18 protein-coding genes and 1 tRNA gene are annotated in these 18,994 nt (G+C 59.4%); 12 read left to right on the top strand and 7 right to left on the bottom strand.

Annotation, left to right across the window (positions count from 1 at the left end; translation table 11 throughout):
- Nucleotides 1–10: 10 nt before the first annotated feature.
- Entirely contained in the window at nucleotides 11–901 is an 891-nt protein-coding gene (gene argB / locus L1P08_RS08950; protein ID WP_303616682.1) for an acetylglutamate kinase, read from the bottom strand.
- A 143-nt stretch (nucleotides 902–1,044) separates the two neighbouring features.
- On the opposite strand from argB, the gene L1P08_RS08945 reads away from it, so the two are divergent.
- From L1P08_RS08945 to L1P08_RS08920, 6 genes are all read left to right on the top strand, one after another.
- Nucleotides 1,045–1,590 (top strand): sigma-70 family RNA polymerase sigma factor, encoded by a 546-nt coding sequence (locus tag L1P08_RS08945; protein ID WP_303616681.1) that lies wholly within the window; start codon nucleotides 1,045–1,047, stop codon nucleotides 1,588–1,590.
- Nucleotides 1,587–2,288, top strand: a complete 702-nt coding sequence (locus tag L1P08_RS08940) for an anti-sigma factor (protein WP_303616680.1) — start codon at nucleotides 1,587–1,589, stop codon at nucleotides 2,286–2,288. Before L1P08_RS08945 ends, L1P08_RS08940 begins: the two co-directional genes overlap by 4 nt.
- Nucleotides 2,289–2,389: 101 nt before the next feature.
- Nucleotides 2,390–2,950, top strand: coding sequence for a fasciclin domain-containing protein (locus L1P08_RS08935; protein ID WP_303616679.1), 561 nt, complete (start codon nucleotides 2,390–2,392; stop codon nucleotides 2,948–2,950).
- A gap of 109 nt (nucleotides 2,951–3,059) precedes the next feature.
- Nucleotides 3,060–3,563, top strand: coding sequence for a peptide-methionine (R)-S-oxide reductase MsrB (msrB, locus tag L1P08_RS08930; protein WP_303616678.1), 504 nt, complete (start codon nucleotides 3,060–3,062; stop codon nucleotides 3,561–3,563).
- Between the two features lie 79 nt (nucleotides 3,564–3,642).
- A complete protein-coding gene (locus L1P08_RS08925; protein ID WP_303616677.1) occupies nucleotides 3,643–4,356 on the top strand; it encodes a type 1 glutamine amidotransferase in 714 nt (237 codons plus the stop codon).
- A 4-nt stretch (nucleotides 4,357–4,360) separates the two neighbouring features.
- On the top strand, nucleotides 4,361–5,338 hold the full coding sequence (locus tag L1P08_RS08920) for an alpha/beta hydrolase family protein (RefSeq protein WP_303616676.1): 978 nt from the start codon (nucleotides 4,361–4,363) through the stop codon (nucleotides 5,336–5,338).
- 342 nt (nucleotides 5,339–5,680) lie between these two features.
- On the opposite strand, the gene yihA is transcribed toward L1P08_RS08920, so the two are convergent.
- From yihA to rpmH, 4 genes are read right to left on the bottom strand one after another with little or no spacing between them, the layout of a single operon-like run.
- Nucleotides 5,681–6,298 (bottom strand): ribosome biogenesis GTP-binding protein YihA/YsxC, encoded by a 618-nt coding sequence (gene yihA, locus L1P08_RS08915; protein WP_303619528.1) that lies wholly within the window; start codon nucleotides 6,296–6,298, stop codon nucleotides 5,681–5,683.
- A gap of 36 nt (nucleotides 6,299–6,334) precedes the next feature.
- Nucleotides 6,335–8,164, bottom strand: a complete 1,830-nt coding sequence (gene yidC, locus L1P08_RS08910; protein WP_303616675.1) for a membrane protein insertase YidC — start codon at nucleotides 8,162–8,164, stop codon at nucleotides 6,335–6,337.
- Nucleotides 8,165–8,171: 7 nt separating this feature from the next.
- Nucleotides 8,172–8,534 carry a ribonuclease P protein component gene (gene rnpA / locus L1P08_RS08905; RefSeq protein WP_303616674.1) on the bottom strand — a complete coding sequence of 121 codons (363 nt, stop codon included), beginning with the start codon at nucleotides 8,532–8,534 and terminating at the stop codon, nucleotides 8,172–8,174.
- Nucleotides 8,535–8,586: 52 nt separating this feature from the next.
- A complete protein-coding gene (gene rpmH, locus L1P08_RS08900; RefSeq protein ID WP_303616673.1) occupies nucleotides 8,587–8,721 on the bottom strand; it encodes a 50S ribosomal protein L34 in 135 nt (44 codons plus the stop codon).
- A gap of 279 nt (nucleotides 8,722–9,000) precedes the next feature.
- On the opposite strand from rpmH, the gene L1P08_RS08895 reads away from it, so the two are divergent.
- The 4 genes from L1P08_RS08895 to L1P08_RS08880 all read left to right on the top strand — a co-directional run bounded on the left by L1P08_RS08895 (nucleotide 9,001) and on the right by L1P08_RS08880 (nucleotide 12,995).
- Nucleotides 9,001–9,777: a TVP38/TMEM64 family protein gene (locus L1P08_RS08895; RefSeq protein WP_303616672.1), complete on the top strand. Its 777-nt coding sequence runs from the start codon at nucleotides 9,001–9,003 to the stop codon at nucleotides 9,775–9,777.
- A gap of 40 nt (nucleotides 9,778–9,817) precedes the next feature.
- The gene (locus tag L1P08_RS08890; RefSeq protein ID WP_303616671.1) at nucleotides 9,818–11,248 is read left to right on the top strand and encodes a dihydrolipoyl dehydrogenase family protein; all 1,431 of its coding nucleotides are present in this window, start codon (nucleotides 9,818–9,820) and stop codon (nucleotides 11,246–11,248) included.
- Nucleotides 11,249–11,273: 25 nt separating this feature from the next.
- Nucleotides 11,274–12,707, top strand: a complete 1,434-nt coding sequence (locus L1P08_RS08885) for a sensor histidine kinase (RefSeq protein ID WP_303616670.1) — start codon at nucleotides 11,274–11,276, stop codon at nucleotides 12,705–12,707.
- Between the two features lie 211 nt (nucleotides 12,708–12,918).
- Nucleotides 12,919–12,995: transfer RNA gene (locus L1P08_RS08880), tRNA-Arg, on the top strand.
- 108 nt (nucleotides 12,996–13,103) lie between these two features.
- Here L1P08_RS08880 and L1P08_RS08875 read toward each other — a convergent pair.
- Both L1P08_RS08875 and L1P08_RS08870 read right to left on the bottom strand, forming a co-directional pair.
- Entirely contained in the window at nucleotides 13,104–13,592 is a 489-nt protein-coding gene (locus tag L1P08_RS08875) for an AAA family ATPase (protein WP_303616669.1), read from the bottom strand.
- A 48-nt stretch (nucleotides 13,593–13,640) separates the two neighbouring features.
- Complete coding sequence (locus tag L1P08_RS08870; RefSeq protein ID WP_303616668.1) at nucleotides 13,641–14,621, bottom strand: LacI family DNA-binding transcriptional regulator; 981 nt, start codon at nucleotides 14,619–14,621, stop codon at nucleotides 13,641–13,643.
- A 248-nt stretch (nucleotides 14,622–14,869) separates the two neighbouring features.
- Here L1P08_RS08870 and L1P08_RS08865 point away from each other — a divergent pair, with 248 nt between their 5' ends.
- A complete protein-coding gene (locus tag L1P08_RS08865) occupies nucleotides 14,870–16,792 on the top strand; it encodes an ABC transporter substrate-binding protein (RefSeq protein WP_303616667.1) in 1,923 nt (640 codons plus the stop codon).
- Nucleotides 16,793–16,881: 89 nt separating this feature from the next.
- Complete coding sequence (locus L1P08_RS08860) at nucleotides 16,882–18,990, top strand: alpha-amylase family protein (RefSeq protein ID WP_303616666.1); 2,109 nt, start codon at nucleotides 16,882–16,884, stop codon at nucleotides 18,988–18,990.
- The last annotated feature ends 4 nt before the right edge of the window (nucleotides 18,991–18,994 follow it).

Raw genomic sequence — 18,994 nt, 5'->3', positions numbered from 1 at the left:
CGCCAAAGGCCTATTTGACGATCAGCGTGCCCGCGCCATATTCGGTGAACAATTCGATCAGCACCGCATGCGGCGTCTTGCCGTTGAGAATGACCACACCCTCGACCCCGCGATCAAGCGCATCGAAACAGGTCTCGACCTTGGGGATCATCCCCCCGGTAATCGTGCCGTCCTTGATCAGCGCCTTGGCCTCGCTCACGGACAGTTCCGGGATCAGGTTCTTGTTCTTGTCGAGCACGCCCGGCACATCGGTGAGAAACAGCAGCCGCTTGGCATTTTGCGATCCGGCAATGGCACCGGCAAATGTATCGGCATTGATATTATAGGTATGCCCGTCGCGGCCGGGGGCCACAGGGGCAATGACCGGGATCATCTCGGAACGCGCCAGAAGATCGATCAGGGTCCGGTCCACCTCGACCGGCTCGCCCACATACCCCAGATCGATCACCCGCTCGATATTCGAGCTTGGATCAATCATGGTCTTTTTGGCTTTTTCGGCAAAAACCATATTGCCGTCCTTGCCGCAGAGGCCAATGGCCCATTCGCCCTCGGCATTGATCAGCGCCACGATTTCCTTGTTGATCGAACCGGCAAGCACCATTTCGACGATCTCGACGGTCTTCTCATCGGTGACGCGCAAGCCGCCCTCGAATTTGGATTCGATGCCCATCTTGTCGAGCATGGCCCCAATCTGCGGGCCGCCGCCATGCACAACGATCGGGTTGACCTTGGATTGTTTCAACAAGGCAATGTCGCGGGCAAAGGCCCGGCCGAGTTCGGGATCGCCCATGGCATGGCCGCCATATTTGACCACCACCGTCTTGTCCTCATAGCGCTGCATATAGGGCAGGGCCTGGGCCAGAATGGCGGCATCATGGGATGGATCGGATTTTTTCGGCATAGGGCGCTCCCAGGCAACAGGGTGTTTTCCCATTCCTCTAGCGCGAATGGCTGAAAAAGTCTCGCCCCGATCACAAACGCACAATTCGATTTGGGGCGATGCGGGTTTTGGTCTAGGGTCGGCGTGAAGAGATGTGAGGTCTAATGCAAAACACCGCCAGCGACATTACCGAGCTGCTTTCGCGCGTGGCCCTGAGGGACCGCGCGGCCTTCTCTTTGCTCTATCAACGCACCAGTGCGAAACTTTTTGGTGTCGCTTTACGTATCTTGAAAGACCGCACCGAAGCCGAAGAGGCGCTGCAGGAGGTTTATGTCAAGATATGGCAGCGGGCAGACCGTTATCAGCAATCGGGGTTCAGCCCCATCAGCTGGCTGGTCGCAATTGCCCGCAACCATTCGCTTGATATCCTGCGCGCCCGGCGGCCGATGGCGGACGACATAGATGCGGCGCTCGATATTGCCGACCCCCTGCCCAATCCGGAGCAGGCGAGCATGGCCAGTGCCGTGCGCGGGCAGATCGATACCTGCCTTGAACAGCTCGAGGCTGACAAGGCGGATGCCGTGCGCAGCGCGTATCTGGATGGATACGCCTATCAGGAACTGGCGGATCACTTTGATGTGCCATTGAATACGATGCGAACCTGGCTGCGCCGCAGCCTGTTGAAACTGAAGGAATGTTTGTCGGCATGAGTACGGAACAAGAATACATGGGCGGGGACGATGTAAGCGTAGCCGAATATGTGCTTGGCGTGCTGGATACCCGGCAGCATGCCGATATGGCCGCGCGCATCGCAACCGACCCCGCCTTGCAGGCGGAGAAAACATTCTGGGAGCGCCAGCTGTCTGGCCTCGACGAGCAGTTTGCTGAGGCACCGGCACCTGCCGCCGTGCTCGGCCGCATTGAAAAGCGCCTGTTCGGCACAGAACCCAAACCATCGATCTGGCAAAGTCTGGCCCTGTGGCGCGGCATCGCCCTTGGCAGTGTCGCCGCCGCCACCCTGGCGCTGGGGCTGACCATCATGCGCCCGGCCCCTGTTGTGCCGGGTGAGGGCGTGCAGCTTGCCGCCTCGTTGCAGGCCGAAGACAGCAATGTGAAATTCCTTGCGCTTTATGACAGCACAACCGGCAATGTGAAGCTGGCAGCGTTGAGCGGCGAAGAAGTGCCCGATCGTGATTTCGAACTCTGGATCATCGAGGGAGATGACGCCCCGGTATCGCTCGGTGTTGTGCCGGTGAATGCCCCAAGCGCCGTACCCCTGACAGAGGCCCAGCGCCAAACCATTTCAACCGGCACGGTTTTCGCGGTGACGCTTGAACCCAAAGGCGGTTCGCCTGATGGAAATCCGACCGGTCCTGTGGTGGCCGCCGGTGCTGTCAGCGTGATCTGAAAACTTTTTTGAGAAAAATCGGCAAGGCCTGAAACTTCTTTTGAAAATCTCCCGTTCCTTCACTTGTCCCCACTAAGGGAGAAACAAGGAAGGAAACCCAAATGACGATTTCACTCAAGGCTCTTGCACTTTCCACCGCGCTGGCCGTTACCGCCCTCACAGGCGCAGCTTATGCCGAGAACCCCATGGTTGGCGGCGCCGCAATGTACGAAGACAAAAACATTGTCGAGAACGCTGTCAATTCCGCGGACCACACCACGCTTGTTGCCGCCGTCAAGGCCGCAGGCCTTGTTGAAACGTTGCAGGGCGAAGGTCCCTTCACCGTATTCGCGCCCGTCAATTCAGCTTTCGACGCTCTGCCCGAGGGCACAGTTGAAACCCTGCTGAAGCCGGAAAACAAGGATCAGCTCACCACCATCCTGACCTGTCACGTTGTTGGCGCGGCCGTGATGTCCGAAGCCCTTCAGGGCATGATCATGGATGACGGTGGCAAGCACCCGATCCCCACCGTTGGCGGCTGCACCCTTCAGGGCACCTACACCGATGGCAAGATCATGATTGAAGACGAGAATGGCGGCGTTGCCACTGTGACCATTGCTGACGTGGTTCAGTCCAACGGTGTCATTCATGTGATCGATAGTGTTTTGCTTCCCAAGATGTGATCGGTGACACTTTACACAGCCCGCCCATAGCTGTGTGACGGGCCTGCACCCTGACATTGCCCTCCACTGTCAGGGTGCGGTCCAACCGCTCAATCCAAGGAGAAACAGAATGAAACGCAGAACTCTTTTGACCGGCGGTACCGCCTTCGCCGCCCTTGCCGCCACCGGACTGGGCTGGCAACTGGCGCGCCCGCAAAACAGTATTGCCGCAGAGGGTGAATTTGAAATTTCCCTTTCCGAAGCAGAATGGCGCGAACGCCTGAGCGACGATCAGTTCCGCGTGTTGCGTGAAGAACAGACCGAGCGCGCCTTTACCTCCCCGCTCGACACCGAAAAGCGCAAAGGCACTTTCGCCTGCGCCGGCTGTGATCTGCCCCTTTACAGCTCCGAGACGAAATATGACAGCGGCACAGGCTGGCCCAGCTTTTATGAGCCGCTGCCTGATGCCATCGGCACCAAGCCGGACAACACTCTTTTCGCGACCCGCACCGAAGTGCATTGCCGCCGGTGTGGCGGGCATCTGGGCCACGTATTTGATGACGGGCCGCAACCAACTGGCAAGCGCTATTGCATGAACGGTCTGGCCATGGTTTTTCATCCCGATGCCGGGTGACAGGCTGATCCTTTAGAGGCATTGTGATTTGCGCGCCCCGGCAGCTTCGGGGCGCGGTTCGATTCGCAAGTGAGCTCTAATGAAACTGACAATCCTGCAGGTCGGGGAATGCCCGGCACCTATGCGCCAGCAATTCGGGCGCTATCCCACTCATTTTGAAGACATGTTTGCCGCAACGGGCGCCGGTCTCACATTCGAGAGCGTTTACCTGCTTGATGGTGCCCCATTGCCGGATCCGCGCAATCTGGAAGGCGTGGTAATCACCGGCTCCGCCGCCGGGGTTTATGATTCGCTGCCATGGATGGACCCTTTGCGCGCCTTTATCCGCGACGCCTATGCCGCAAAGACCCCGACGCTGGGCATCTGTTTTGGCCATCAGATCATGGCCGATGCGTTGGGCGGCGATGTGCGCAAATCGGAAAAAGGCTGGGGGCTGGGCCGGCAGGTCTATGCGGTGAAAAACAAGCCGGGGTTCATGAACGGTATCGGCGACGCTGTGGCCATTGCCGCCAGCCATCAGGATCAGGTCATTGCGCCCCCGGCTGACGCTGAGGTGTTTCTGGCCTCCGATTTCACCCCCAATGCGGGGCTGATCTATCGCAATGGCGCGGCAATGAGCATGCAGCCGCATCCCGAATTCAACGAGGATTTCTCCCGTGGGCTGGTTGAACTGCGCCGCAACAACCCCTTAAGCGATGACGAGGTCGAAGCGGTTGATCGCAGTCTCGATACGCCGGTCGACAGCCCTGAAGTGGCCAGGGGCCTGACCCGGTTTTTCACCGATCGGGGGTAGGGGAATGGCGTTCGGGGAAAATTGCTGCCGCCATGGTTTTATCGCTTTGATAGCGAGGGTCTTGCTGCTGGTGGGCCTTGTTCTTTTGCTGGTGTTTCCCGCTGCGGCCAAGGGGCGGATGACCAATACTCTGGCGCGCCCGGATGGCAGCGTGATCCACTATGAACTGGATATCCCCGATGCGTCGAAAAAGACCGCGCTTTTGGTCCTATTGCAGGGATCGGGCTGTGCTCCGGTGGCGCAAAACGCCAGTCTCGTCACCATCAGAACCATGTTTTCAGACTATGTCGCGCTGAAAGTGGATAAATATGGCATCGATCCGGCGCGGCCGCTGGATGCCAATGATCTGGATTGCCCGCCCGAATTTCACGCCCATCATACAGTGTCCCAGCGTGTGGCCGATTATGCCGGGGTGATCGAAGATTTGCGCGACGCGCCGTGGTGGAATGGCGAACTGGTGCTGTTTGGCGGCTCGGAGGGCGGGCTGGTGGCGGCGATTCTGGCCGGGCAGGTCAACGCCGATGCCGCCGTGCTGCTATCGACCGGCGGCGGGTTGCCGTTTGGGGAGATGGTGCGACAGACCATTCCGCCCGAGGGCTGGCCGACGGTTGATCAGGCCTTTGCAACGGCGCGGGAAAACCCTGATAGCGCCGAAACCTGGGCGGGTTCATCCTACCGCTTCTGGGCCGATATTATTGACCGTCGGGTTGGTGATGACATGATCAAGGCCGACACCGCCTTTTTGCTGATTCAGGGCGGAAACGACCCTTCATCCCCAGTGGATACCGCGCGCATTGTCAGTGATTTGTTTGCCGCCGCCGGGCGCTGCAATCTGACCTATTGGGAATTCCCCGGCTATAATCATGCCATGGGCGATGTCGGCGGTGTCAGCCACATGGCCGAAGTCGCTGAGGCGTCGGCGGCCTGGGTGCGGGCGCGGCTGGCATCCGAAACCGAAGTTCGCTGCATGGCGGGTAACTAGAGCTACGGTGTTTGCCGCACGGCCTTTGGCCGCTCGCAATGACGAGGGAGGGTTTTGGGGTGGCTTCCGCACCGACCTCATCCTGAGCTTGTCGAAGGATGGGCGGCACGCACCGTGCTGAAACCCGCGTGGTTCGACAGGCTCACCATGAGGGTTTGGGGACGTTGTGAGCTTCATCCGATCACATCGTCATTCCCGTGAAAACGGGAATCCAGTGCGGGCAGTCCTGCCCGCGCAAGAGTCTTTACGTCGCTGACGCGGCGGACTGGATTCCCGCCTGCGCGGGAATGACATTGGAGTGCTGGCGGGTGAAGTGCTCTTCAAACCAGTGGCCGGAACAGCCTAGCCGGCCAGAAAAGCCGCCACTTCGGCGCGCACCAGTTCCAGCCCGGTGCCTTTTTCGCTGGAGGTGATGATGACCTCCGGGTGAGCGGCGGGGCGCTTGGCGATGGCTTTTTTGGTGATCTCGATGGCTTTTTGCAGGTCTTTTTCCGAGGGCTTGTCGGCCTTGGTCAGAATGATCTGATAGCTGACAGCGGCGGAATCCAGCTCGTTCATTACCGAGAGGTCATTGGCCTTGGCCCCGTGACGCCCATCAATCAGCACATAGACGCGGCGCAGATTGGGGCGGCCGACCAGATAGGAATGGATCAGCTTGTTCCACGCCTCAACCTTGGGCTTGGGCGCCTGGGCGAAACCATAGCCGGGCATATCAACAATGCGCAGCGGGCCATGGGCGTTTTCAAAAATATTGAGTTCCTGGGTGCGCCCCGGCGTGTTCGAGGTGCGCGCCAGAGCGCTCATGCCGACAAGGGCATTGATCAGTGACGACTTGCCCACATTGGAGCGGCCGGCAAAGGCGATTTCGAGCATGTCGGAGGGGGGCAGGTCGGAGATGCGTACGCACCCCTTGATGAATTCGAAGGGCCGGGCGAATAACAGCCGCCCGGCCTCGATCATTGCTGCACTGGGACCAGTGATATCGTCCACGATGCTTTATTCGCCTGTCTTGTCGGGCGCGGGTTTGCGCTTGAAGCTTGAAAGGATATTGCCCAGCAAGTTCACTTCCACGCCATGACGCTTCATGATGACCCATTGCTGGGTGACCGAAAGCGTGTTGTTCCATGCCCAGTAGATCACCAGACCCGCAGGGAATGTGCCCAGCATGAAGGTGAAGATGATCGGCATGAAGGCAAAGATCATCGCCTGGCTTGGATCGGTGGGGGGCGGGTTCAGCTTCATTTGCACCCACATGGTCAGCCCCATGATCACCGGCCAGATGCCAAGGGCAAGGAAATGCCCAACGATTGGCAGCACGGTGGGGTCCCAGGGGATCAGCCCGAACAGGGTGAAAATATTGGTGGGATCGGGTGCCGCCAGATCCTGAATCCAGCCAAAGAACGGCGCGTGGCGCATTTCAAGGCTGATGAACAGAACCGTATAAAGCGCGTAGAACACCGGGATCTGGATGAGGACCGGCCAGCAACCGGAGATCGGGTTGATCTTCTCTTTCTTGTAGAGCTCCATCATCGCCTGCTGCTGCCCGGCGCGATCATCCTTGAAGCGCTCCTGCAGGGCCTTCATTTCCGGCTGCACACGGCGCATGGCGGCCATGGAAGCGTAGGAACGGCTGGCCAGCGGGAAGAACAGCGCCTTGATGATGACGGTCACACCCAGAATGGCGAGGCCGAAATTGCCCAGAATGCCATAAAGGAAACGCAACAGCAGGAAGAGCGGCTTGGTGATGAAGTGCAGCCAGCCCCAGTCGATCAGCAATTCCAGCCGGTCAAAGCTGAAATTCTCTTCATAAGAGGCAATGACTGATTCTTCCTTGGCACCGGCAAACACATAGCTGGTGTTCGAGGCAGTTGCGCCCGGCGCCACAGCGACCGGCGTATTGCCCACAAAGCTGGTCTGGTAAATATTGAGATTGCCCGGACGGCTCCAGGCGAAACGGGCATTAATGCCCGCATCTGGCTTCGGCAGCACGGCAGTTGCCCAGTATTTGTCGGTAATGCCGAGCCAGCCACCGGTCGAGGACACGTCAACCTGCTGCTCTTTTTCCAGATCGGAATATTTCAAAGAAACAAGGTTCTTGTCGCCGAGCACACCGAGTGGGCCTTCGTGCTGGACGAAGAAGTTCTGCACCTGCGGCGTGCCGTGACGGGCAACGCGCGCATAAGGATAGATCGAAATCGCGTCGGTGCCGGTGTTTTCCACGGTCTGGGTGACGGTGAAGAGATAATGGTCATCAACCGCGAAAGTGCGGCGGAACGTGAGGCCTTCACCATTGTCATAGGTGAGGGTGACCGGGTTTGTATGGGTCAGGCGGCTATTGCCGTCCACGGCCCATTCGGTCTTTGAATCAGGCAGTTTGACATCGCCGCCCGAGGCAACCCAGCCCTGTTCGGCAAAATAGGCGTCATCAACGCCGGAAGGCGACAACAGGGTGATGACCGGCGAATCGGGGTCAACCGTCTCGCGGTAATCCTTGAGCTCCAGATCATCGAGCCGGGCACCGACCAGATTGATCGAACCGGCAAGGGCCGGGGTGTCGATCTCGACACGCGGCTGCGCGGCAATCGCGTCATCGCGGTTGGCAAAGGTCGCCCCGACACCGGCTGTTGCGGCCGGCTGGGCCACGCTGCCGTCAGGATTGGTGGGGGTGGGCAGATTGGTGGTCTCTGCACCTGCCTCCTGGGCCGCTGTAATCTCGGCCTGTTTGGCGGCGCGTTCCATCTGCGGACCGGCGACGAAATACTGCCAACCGAACAGCACAGCGATGCTGAGGACAATGGCGAGGATCATATTGCGTGAATCTTGCATGGCTCTCTTAGGTCTGCTTGGCGTCGTGCCGGTTGGAATTCTGGCGGGCAGCGTCCTGCTGATTAGCATGAACGCGGGATAAAAGCGCGCTGAGATGGCTCACGAGTCCACTAAAAGGTTCGCCGAGCGCCTCGCGGCGTCCGATCAGCACATAATCATATTGGGGATGAAACTCGGCCGCGCAGGCCTGAACGGCCGCGCGCAGCCGCCGCTTGATGCGGCTGCGTTCCGGCGAGTTGCCGGTTTTCTTGGTAACGGTGTAACCGATGCCGGGCATATCATGATCCGATCGGATGGCCTGCAGCATAAAGCTGCGCCTGCTTGCCCGAACGCCGCGTGCGGCGCGCAAAAACTGCGCGCGCTTGGTCAAGCGGCGCAGTCTGGGCACAGTATCAGGCACGGCCGACATCGGCCGGAATGCCTTAGGCTGACAGACGCTTACGGCCGCGGGCGCGCCGTGCGTTCAAAATTTTACGGCCGTTTTTGGTTGCCATACGTGCACGGAAGCCGTGACGACGGGTACGCACCAGGCGGCTTGGCTGAAAAGTACGCTTCATAAGACCAGACCGCGCGAGGGCACGGTTCCTCTATTCGTTCGCTGCGTAAAGGTTTAAAGCTGTGGTCGCCCGGTGAAACACCAGACCCACGGCAGAGTTGCGCGGCTTATATGAAAAACTGGGGGCCAAGTCAACGCAACAACGCAATGGAAGCGACGATGCCCAGCCCGTTCACACCCTCTCACGTCTGAGTGAGAGGATGGCGACTTTTAGACCGGAGCCGATTACACCACAATAGCTAACTTGCAGCCATGCCGAACCTGAAAGCCGCCTGTCTCCATGTCCAACGCCCAAAAGACCGAACCTGCGGGGCGCGCCCGGCCGAAAACTGCGCTCAAGCGCCTATTGCCGCTGGCGGTTCTATTGGCGGCCATTGCCGCGATTTTCGCAACCGGCCTGCACCGCGAACTGAGTTTTGACCGCATCGCCCTGCAATATGGCACCCTGACCAACCTGATCGGCGAGCGGCCCGTGCTGTCGGCGCTGGGCGCAATGCTGATTTATACGCTGGCCACATCTGTCTCTTTTCCTGCGGCCTGGCTGCTTACCGTCTCGATCGGGCTGCTGTTCGGCTGGATGGTTGGCGGAATTATTGTTCTGTTCGGCGCGACCTTTGGCGCCTGTGTTCTTTATCTGGCAGCCCGCTATGCCCTCGCTGATTTTTTCCGGGCACGGGCCGGTGGCGCATTGAACAAGATGGCGGATGGCTTTCGGGCCGATGCCACAAGCTATATGTTGTTTCTGCGTCTGGCCCCGGTTTTCCCCTTCACGCTGGTCAATGTGGTGCCCGCGATTCTCGGCGTGCCCTTCATCATCTTTGTCTGGACCACTTTTGTCGGCATTATTCCCGGCGTCATCGCCTATGCCTTTGCCGGGGAGGGCCTGCGCTCCATCGTCATCGAGCGGAGCGAAGCCTGTCTTGCTGAAATCGCCCCCTGCGGCGAGGCCCTGAGCCCCGGTGATCTGGTGACACCACAAATTCTCATCGCGTTCGCCCTGCTGGGCGTGGTGTCGTTAATTCCGGTTGTGTTAAAACGCTTGCGCCGATCTGCCTGAGCGATAAAAGCGCGACCCAAATTCCAAGGAAACCTGATCCATGGCTGAAATCTTCACCCCGGACCTTTGCATTATCGGTGGGGGCTCTGCCGGCCTTACCGTTGCCGCCGCCGCCCGTGCTTTCGGCGCAAGTGTGGTGCTGGTTGAAAAAGGGGCAATGGGCGGTGACTGCCTGAACACGGGCTGCGTGCCCTCCAAGGCGCTGATCGCTGCATCGCGGCACGCCAATACCCATAATGTCTCGGCGCTTTACGGGGTGCGCTATGCGGCCCCCAAAGTGGATTTCGGCCTCGTGCACAAGCATGTGCATGATGTGATCGACAGCATCGCCCCCCATGACAGCGTGGAGCGGTTCGAGGCGCTGGGCGCCAAGGTGGTCAAGGCGCATGGCAAGTTCATCAATGCCCGCACGCTTGAGGCCGGAGAGACCCGGATTGAGGCGCGCCGCTTTGTTATTGCCACCGGCTCCAGCGCGGCCATTCCCCCGATCCCCGGTCTCGACAGCGTGCCGTTTCTCACCAATGAAACCGTTTTCGACCTGACCGAAAAGCCCGGCCATTTGATCATCATTGGCGGCGGCCCGATCGGTATGGAACTGGCGCAGGCCTATCAACGCCTTGGCGCCCGGGTGACTGTGATTGAAATGCAGGACCCGCTGAGCAAGGACGACCCGGAACTGACCGCCATCGCGCTGCGCCGCATCGAGGACGATGGGGTTGTGGTGCGCGCCAATACCGGGGTGACCGGGGTGGCGCCTGCCGACGGGGGCGGTATTGCCGTGACCGTTGAAGCGGGCGAATTGCGCGAGACGGTGACCGGCACGCACTTGCTGATTGCCGCCGGACGTGCGCCGGGTATCGGTGATCTGGGGCTGACTGAGGCGCGGGTGAAACATGACAAGCGCGGCATTGCCGTCAATGCGGGTCTGCGCACCTCCAACCGGCGCATCTATGCCATTGGCGATGTCACAGGCGGGCTGCAATTCACCCATGTTGCCGGCTATCAGGCCGGGCTTGTGGTGCGCAATGCGCTGTTTGGCCTGCCGGTGAAAAACGACACATCGATTATTCCCTGGGCAACCTATACCGACCCCGAGATTGCCAATGTCGGCATGACCGAGAAGGACGCCCGCGAAAAATACGGCGACAAGTTCAAGGTTTTGCGCTGGTCCTATGCCGAGAATGACCGCGCCCGCGCCGAACGCGAAACCTCGGGCATGGTCAAGATGATAGCCCACAGGAATGGCAAGATTCTCGGTTGCGGCATTGTGGGGGCCCACGCGGGCGAACTGATATCCCTTTTCGCCTTTGCCATTGCCAATGGTTTGAAAGCGGGCAGCCTGCTGAAATTCGTCGCGCCGTATCCAACCCTGTCCGAACTGGCCAAGCGGGTCGGCGTCGAATTCTATCACGACAAGCTGGACAATCCGTGGATAGGCCGGTGGACCCGGCTAATCCGTTTGTTGCCATAATCAATTCCGGGTAGACTGGTTTGTTATGAGGGCAAGCACAGACCAGGTGCCGGGGCCATTTTCCGGCCTGTCGGTGAAACTGATCACCACGATCATTTTTGTGATTCTGGCGGTCGAGGTGGTGCTTTATGTGCCCTCCGTCGCCAATTTTCGTGCCAACTGGCTGGACGACAAGCTGTCGGTCGCCGCTGTTGCGGTCCGGGTGCTCGACATTGTGCCCGATGCCATGGACCTGCCCGACGGGCTGGCCGACCGGTTGTTAAGGTCTGCCATGGCGGAGGCGGTCGTTTACCGCCGCGACGGTCTGAGCCAGCTGATCGAGCGCTCGGGCACCGACATGCCCATGGCCGCGATAACCGCCGATCAACGCGAACGTACCCCTTTCAACCTGATGGCCGGGGCGCTCGACACCCTGTTTTTCGGTTCGGACCGCACCATGCGCATTGTCGGACCGGTGCCCGGGGGTGAGGGCAATATCATTGAGGTGCTGGTTTCCGAAGCCCCTCTGCGCGCTGGCATGCTGGTTTATTCGCGTAATATTTTCTTTTTGTCGCTGATCGTGGCGGCGATGACCGCACTGGTGCTGTTTGTTTTCCTCAACCGGGCGGTGATTGGCCCGATCCAGCGGCTGATTGCCAATATGGTGTCTTTCCGCAAAGCGCCGGAAAACGCCACCCTGATCATCCGCGCCTCCAGCCGGCGCGACGAAATCGGCATTGCCGAGCGGGAACTGGCCGCGATGGAAGCGGACCTGTTCGCCATGCTGCGCCAGCGCCGCCATCTGGCTGATCTGGGTCTGGCTGTCGCCAAGATCAATCATGATTTGCGCAATACCCTGACCTCGGCACAATTGCTCTCCGATCAGGTGGCAACCCTTGATGATCCGAAAGTGCAAAGGCTGGCCCCGCGCCTTGTGCAAACCCTCGACAAGGCCATCGGCTTTGCCCAGTCTGTGCTCGATTATGGCCGTCAAAGCGCGACCCCGCCCCGCCCGCAGCCGGTGGATCTGCGCGCGCTGGTGGATGAGGCCGCCTTCGATGCCGGCCTCGCCGGGCACCCGGATGTGGGCTATGCCAATAATGTGCCTGATGCGGTAACGCTGAAAGTTGATCCCGACCAGATGGCGCGCGTTCTGGTCAACCTGATCAAGAACGCCCGCGAGGCGCTGGAAGCGGCCGGCATGCGCACCAACCCGCCCGAAATTTGTGTCGAACTGGAAGACAGGCGTGATGAGGGCATGGTGATTGCCGTCACGGATAATGGCCCCGGCCTGCCCCCAAGGGCGCTGGAAAACCTGTTCGTCGCTTTTGAAGGCTCCGCCCGCGCCGGGGGCACAGGGCTGGGCCTTGCTATCGCCCGTGAACTGACAGAAGCCCATGGCGGCAAGCTGGTGCATGTGGCCCTCGACAAGGGGACCCGTTTCGAAATCTGCCTGCCCCGCACGGCGCGGGCCATGTAACGACGCGCCACGGGAGGCCGACCGCTACCATAAAATTCAGCCAGTCCGGCAAAATGCCCCGTGGGCATCACCCCCGTAAAACCGGGCTGGACGGCACCAGTGACACGAAATTGTCAAACATGCGCAAAGTTAGACGCTGCATGGCCTTGCCAAGCCGGAATGACCAGTATAAGTGTCTGCCCGTTCGCTGGATTATCCACCCAGCCAAAGTGCGCCCGTAGCTCAGCTGGATAGAGCACCAGACTACGAATCTGGGGGTCAGGAGTTCGAATCTCTTCGGGCGCACCAATTTTCTTCAATAAAAACATGTATATATAGAAGTTTGCGCCATGCAGTCTGGCCGGCTTGTGCGCGTGGTCGTCGCCGGGGCGTCGCGGTGTTTGTAATCGCAGGGCTTTAGCCGCACCGGCTTACAATGGCCTCAACGACGCGGGGGAGCGGCAGGGTCGCATCAATGCTGATGCCGTGGCGCGGAATGTCTTCGTTGGTTGCATGCAGGCGGGCAATTAATGCTCGTTCGGCAGCGCGCCCGCCAAATTCGTTTGTCTGCCGTTTGGCAAGCCGCCGGTTCAGCGTGTCGATATCGACCTCAAGCACAAAAACCGCATCGAACAGATGGATGAAACGGGAAAAATTCCGGGAGCCGCCACAAAAGAAGGTCATCGCCTCAGACCGGTCGGCAACAAGGGCCCGAACCTTGTCGACATCCCAGATGTGACAGGCGTGCCCGCCGGTATCCACCGGTTCGTCGGTTTCGGGATCACCGCTATAAGCCAGTTCCCGATCGCCGTGGATGGCATGATAGCCGCGTGCCTGCAGCGCATCGCAAACGGTGGTCTTGCCGGTGCCGGAAACGCCTTCGATCAAATAGTTTTTGACACCCATATTGGCCCCGCCGGATTTCGCTTTTCTCAGGAAGAGTTGCCCAGCCTGTCAATCACGCGCCGGGGCAGGGCCCGCCGAATCCCGCTCGATAATGACCGAGGGAATGGAAATGCGCAGCGGGCCGATCGGCTCCACCTCGGCATTGATGCGTTCATCAAGCCGCCGCACGGTGGCGCGGCCCACCTCGACACCATGCATCTTGACCGTGGTCATTTGCGGCAGGATTTGCTGCGCGGCACTGAAGTCGCCGAAACCGATTACTGAAACATCCCGCGGGATATGATAGCCGCGCGCCAGCAATTCGGACATCACGGTAAGGGCCAGCCCGTCATGGGCGCAGAAATAGGCCGTGGGGGCGATGTCGCGGGCGCATAATTTGTCGAATTCCTCGGCGAAATGATTGCCCTCCTTCCAGGTCATGTCATGCAATACCGTGTCATCGCGCTGCTCGATGACCTCGCGCAGGCCATAAAGCCGCTCCATGCGGCCGCGATAGCGCGGGTCGCCATGCACATAAACGATATTGCGGTGCCCCAGATTGATGAGGTAATGGGCCACGGCTGAGCCAGCCTCGTGATCGGTGCCGCCGATCTGGTCGACCGGTTCCAGCGGTGCCAGCCAGCCACTGCGCACAATCGGCGTGCCGGTGGCATAGGCCCGCTCAAGGCTTTCCTTGCTGTGGGGGCCAACAATCAGCATGCCGGCGCACTGATTGGCAAAATCCTCAAGTTCGTCGGGATCATGGGTGCTGTGGATGCGTACGGTATAGCCGAGCCGGGCCGCCTCGCGCTGCACCCCGGCCTGAATTTGCATATGCAGTTCGCTATTGATGATGTCCGTTGCGTCAAACACCACACTGAGCAGCCGGGCGACGGCGGCGGGGCGCTTGTAGCCCAGCCTTGTGGCCGCTTCGTTCACGCGGACGCGCGTATCCTCACTCACCCCGCTCTTGCCGGCAAGGGCGCGGGAGACGGCAAACTTGGACAATCCGGTTTCCGTCGCGATGGTTTGAATGGTGATGCGCGCCAAATTTTTTCTCCAATCGCAGTGTTCGACGTCTCTAAGGTATTGGTCAATAAAAAATGCTGGATAACAGGCTTCATAAAAATAGTATTGTTATTCAGCAGTTTGGTTTCGGATCAGGCAGAATTTTCCCCAAAAAACCCAGGCTGAACAGAATTTGTACATAACGCTTTACCTAACAATATTCATTATGCAAGCCTTGTTTTTGTCGAAACTGAGCTAACAGCCGTTCGGCAAGGAGGAGGAAATTTCACATGACAAATATTAGCCGTAGAGCATTTATCGCTGCGAGTTCCGCATTTGCGGGGTCACTAGCCCTGCCTGCCCTGGCGCAAACCGCCATGGAATCCCCGTCGCTTCAGGCCGCTGTCGACAGCGGTAAACTGCCCCCGATTGCCGACCGTCTGCCGCTCAATCCCCTGGTTGTCACGCCGCTGGATCGCCCCGGCACCCAGGGCGGCACCTGGAACCATGCACTGGTCGGCGGTGGTTCGCTGTCCATGCTGGTGCGGTATCAGGGCTATGAGCCGCTGGTGCGTTTCACCCCTGACTGGTCGGGCGTAACCCCGAATGTTGCTGAATCCTATGAGGTCAGCGCCGATTCAAAGACCTATACCTTCACCCTGCGCAAGGGCATGAAATGGTCGGATGGCCATCCCTATACCACCGAGGATATCCGCTTCTGGTATGAGGACATCTATACCAATCCGGACGTATCCATGGGCGGCCAGCCTTTCTGGTTTGCCGGGGGCAAGCTCGGTGAGCTCGAGGTCGTTGACGAGGTAACCTTCAAGGTGAAGTTTGCCGAACCGAACGGCTTTTTCGCCCAGCAGCTTGCCTGGGCCCAGCAGGACCAGGTGACCCGCGCGCCGAAGCATTACCTCAAGCAGTTCCATATCAAATACAATCCGGATGCCGATGCACTGGCCAAGGAGCGCGGCCTGGAAAGCTGGATTGCCCTGTTCCAGCGCGAATGCGGCCTGGCGCAGGACAATGACTTCTTCCAGAATTCAAAGCGCCCGACCCTTAATGCCTGGATGTTCACCATTGCCCCGGGCGAAGATACGGAACGCGCCGTCGCTGTGCGCAATCCCTATTATTTCAAGATCGATACCGAGGGCACCCAGCTCCCCTATTTCGACCAGATCAATTACCAGATGGTCGCCGATCCCCAGGTGCTGCTCTTGAAGACCCTGCAGGGCGAAATCGACATGATGGACCAGTATATCGGCACCCCGGCCAACAAGCCGGTGCTGTTCGATGCACAGGACAGCGGCAACTTCCATTTCTACACGCTCAAGGAATCCGCCGCCAATGTGATGGTGTTCCAGCTCAACCTCAACCACACCGATCCGGTCAAGAACGAGCTTTATAATAATGGCGATTTCCGCCGGGCACTCTCGGTCTCGATCGACCGGCAGGCGCTGATTGACGCGGTATTTGTGGGCCAGGGCTCGCCCGCCCAGCCGTCGATTGTCGAGGGTGATCCGCTTTATAACGAGCGGCTGGCCAAGCAATTTACCGAATACGATCCCGACAAGGCCAATGCCATGCTCGATGCCATCGTGCCCGAGAAGGACAGCGAAGGCTATCGGCTGGATGCTTCTGGCCGCCGCCTGACGATCATCTTTGAGATTGATCAGGTGCGCTCGACCTTCCTCGACATGTTCCAGCTGGCCATCCCGATGTTCCAGGCTGTGGGTGTCGATGCCCAGATCCGCACCATGGACCGCTCCTTGTGGGAAGTGCGGGTGCGCAATGGCCGGGATTTCGATGCCACCGCGCACCAGTTCGGCGCCAATAGCGGCGTCGCCGCCATGCTCGATGCCCGCTATTTTGTGCCGTTCAATCCCAATGCAATTTATGCACCGGGCTGGGCGCTCTATTTCACCGATCCTCAGCATGAAAATGCCATTGAGCCGCCCGCGGACGTCAAGACGCAGCAGGAATTGTACAAGCAATTGCTGGCGACCGGCGATCAGGCCAAGCAGAAAGAACTGATGCAGCAGCTGCTCGAGAACGCTGCCGACCAGTTCCTGACCTTCGGTGTCAGCCTGCCGCCCGATGGCTATGGCGTGGTCAAGAACGACATGGTCAACACCATGCCCGTTATGCCGAACTCGTTTGGCTGGCCCACACCTGGACCCTCCATGCCCGAGCAGTTCTTCAAGGCCTGATCGGCAACATTCTCCCGATGAACGCACAGTACCGGCCCGCACGCGGACCGGTACACGGCACCGCCAACTCTGAAAAATGGAACCCGGAAATGCTCGACGCCCTCGCAAAAACAGCCAGCACATTGCGCAAACCAGACTGGTACAAATCTGCAACCCGCTGGACCCAGTTGACGCTGGCCGAGGATGACCCGGTTAAATACGATCCCGAATTCTGGATCGATGTGTTCAAGCGCACCAAATCCAACGCGACCTGTCTGAGCGCGGGCGGCTATATCGGTTTTTATCCCTCCAAGGTGCCGCTGCACTATGTCAGCAAGTTTCTCGGCGATACCGATCCGTTCGGCACGCTGGTGGAAGGCGCGCGCAAGCTCGACATGCATGTGATGGCACGCGTTGACCCGCATGCCATCCATCAGGATGCCGCCGACGCGCACCCCGAATGGATCGCTGTCGACAAGGACGGCAACAAGCGCCGCCACTGGGCCTTCCCCGAAGTGTGGGTGACCTGCGCCTATGGCGATTACAACAATGTTTTCATGCCGGAAATCGTCAAGGAAATTACCCGCGAATACGATATCGACGCGGTCTTTGCCAATCGCTGGCAGGGCCATGGCGTGTGTTATTGTGATTCCTGCAAGACCCGGTTCAAGGCGGCCTCCGGCTTTGACCTGCCGCTGAACAGCAATGCCGACGATCCGCAGTGGAAGGCCTGGACCATCTGGCGGCGGGAAGTGCTGACCCGCATGGTGATCCAGTGGGACAAGGACGTCAAAGCCATCAAGCCGCATGCCAGCTTCATTCCCAATATGGGCGGGGCATCGTTGATGGAATTTGATCTTGGTCTCATCGAAAAACATTGCCCTTTCCTCGTTATTGATGATCAGGGCCGTCAGGGTCTGGAATCGATCTGGGCGGCGGGGCGGAATGCCAAGCGCATCCGTGCCACTTTCCCGGAGCGCCCGGTAATCCTCATCACCTCGATCGGGCCTGAAGAAGAGCACCGCTGGAAGGATTCGGTGACGACCGGCGCTGAAATCCAGTCATGGATCACCAATGGTGTCGCCCATGGCATGCTACCCTGGTACACCAAGTTCAACGGCGTTGTGCCGGATGACCGCTGGGTCGCCCCGGTGGCCGAAGCCTTCAGCCTGCATGAAGGGCTTGAAGACATGCTGGCGGCAACCACGGCCAACGCGGAAATCGCCGTGATTGACCCCAGCACCACGCTTAAAATGTGGGCGCAGGAAAACCGCCGCATCGCTGAAGCCGATGATCTGGGCTTCTATCAGGCACTGATCGAGGCCAAGCTGCCTTTTGAGTTTCTCTCCGACGAGATGATGAGCGCCGAGGCGCTGGACCGGTTCAAGGTTGTCATTCTGGCCAATGCTACCTGCCTGTCGGATGAACAATGCCAGGCATTGCGTGACTATGTGGCCCGTGGGGGCAGTCTGGTTGCCGCCCATGAAACCTCAACCCGCACCGAGACCGGCGCGTTGCGCACCGAGTTCGGGCTGGCCGATGTGTTTGGTGCCCGCATGAAGGCCCCGGCGCGCGGGCCGGTGAAAAACACGTACGTGGCGCTCAATGGCAGCCATGACATCAATGCCGGATTTGAAGGGGCCAACCGCATTATCGGTGGCACGCATTTGATGACCGTCGAGGCTGATGCGGACACCAGCGCGCCCTTCCTGTTTGTGCCCGATTTCCCCGACCTGCCCATGGAAGAGGTCTATCCGCGCGAAGAACCAAAGGGTGCAGCGGTTATTACCCGAGAGAATGCAGCCGGTGGCCGCACGGTTTATATCCCCTGGAATATCGGCTCCGTCTTTCTTGATGTGCTGGCCGAAGACCATGCCATCCTGATGGCCAATGCCGTGCGCTGGGCACTGGGCAAGCCCTCACGTGTCGAAGTGAACGGCCATTCCGTGCTCGATATCGCCATCCGTGAATCGGCGGATGCCCTCTCGGTGATCATGTTCAACCTGACCAACCCGATGATGCTGAAAGGCCCGACCCGCGATATCTATCCGGTAGGTGCCCACACGGTTGAAGTGGATGTGCCCGCAGGCCGCACCGTGAAATCGGCGCGCCTGATGGTCGATGGAGCGCCCGTCAAGGTGGAAACAAGGGGTAATCGCGCCATCATGCAGGTACCCGCGATCGACATGCTTGAAGTAGTATATCTCGAATGGGCCTGAAGGC

Origin of the sequence: Mariluticola halotolerans, assembly GCF_021611515.1 — a bacterium.
Taxonomy (GTDB): domain Bacteria; phylum Pseudomonadota; class Alphaproteobacteria; order Rhizobiales; family Devosiaceae; genus Mariluticola; species Mariluticola halotolerans.
This window is presented reverse-complemented; position numbering and strand designations above follow the sequence as displayed.

Bases quoted from the DNA above. Each gene is read 5' to 3' on its own strand.
- yidC (WP_303616675.1), bottom strand. From the start codon at position 8,164: ATGCAAGATTCACGCAATATGATCCTCGCCATTGTCCTCAGCATCGCT.
- L1P08_RS08860 (WP_303616666.1), top strand. From the start codon at position 16,882: ATGCTCGACGCCCTCGCAAAAACAGCCAGCACATTGCGCAAACCAGAC.
- L1P08_RS08925 (WP_303616677.1), top strand. From the start codon at position 3,643: ATGAAACTGACAATCCTGCAGGTCGGGGAATGCCCGGCACCTATGCGC.
- L1P08_RS08945 (WP_303616681.1), top strand. From the start codon at position 1,045: ATGCAAAACACCGCCAGCGACATTACCGAGCTGCTTTCGCGCGTGGCC.
- msrB (WP_303616678.1), top strand. From the start codon at position 3,060: ATGAAACGCAGAACTCTTTTGACCGGCGGTACCGCCTTCGCCGCCCTT.
- yihA (WP_303619528.1), bottom strand. From the start codon at position 6,298: ATGATCGAGGCCGGGCGGCTGTTATTCGCCCGGCCCTTCGAATTCATC.
- L1P08_RS08885 (WP_303616670.1), top strand. From the start codon at position 11,274: ATGAGGGCAAGCACAGACCAGGTGCCGGGGCCATTTTCCGGCCTGTCG.
- argB (WP_303616682.1), bottom strand. From the start codon at position 901: ATGCCGAAAAAATCCGATCCATCCCATGATGCCGCCATTCTGGCCCAG.
- L1P08_RS08895 (WP_303616672.1), top strand. From the start codon at position 9,001: ATGTCCAACGCCCAAAAGACCGAACCTGCGGGGCGCGCCCGGCCGAAA.
- L1P08_RS08920 (WP_303616676.1), top strand. From the start codon at position 4,361: ATGGCGTTCGGGGAAAATTGCTGCCGCCATGGTTTTATCGCTTTGATA.
- L1P08_RS08935 (WP_303616679.1), top strand. From the start codon at position 2,390: ATGACGATTTCACTCAAGGCTCTTGCACTTTCCACCGCGCTGGCCGTT.
- rpmH (WP_303616673.1), bottom strand. From the start codon at position 8,721: ATGAAGCGTACTTTTCAGCCAAGCCGCCTGGTGCGTACCCGTCGTCAC.
- L1P08_RS08940 (WP_303616680.1), top strand. From the start codon at position 1,587: ATGAGTACGGAACAAGAATACATGGGCGGGGACGATGTAAGCGTAGCC.
- L1P08_RS08865 (WP_303616667.1), top strand. From the start codon at position 14,870: ATGACAAATATTAGCCGTAGAGCATTTATCGCTGCGAGTTCCGCATTT.
- L1P08_RS08890 (WP_303616671.1), top strand. From the start codon at position 9,818: ATGGCTGAAATCTTCACCCCGGACCTTTGCATTATCGGTGGGGGCTCT.
- L1P08_RS08875 (WP_303616669.1), bottom strand. From the start codon at position 13,592: ATGGGTGTCAAAAACTATTTGATCGAAGGCGTTTCCGGCACCGGCAAG.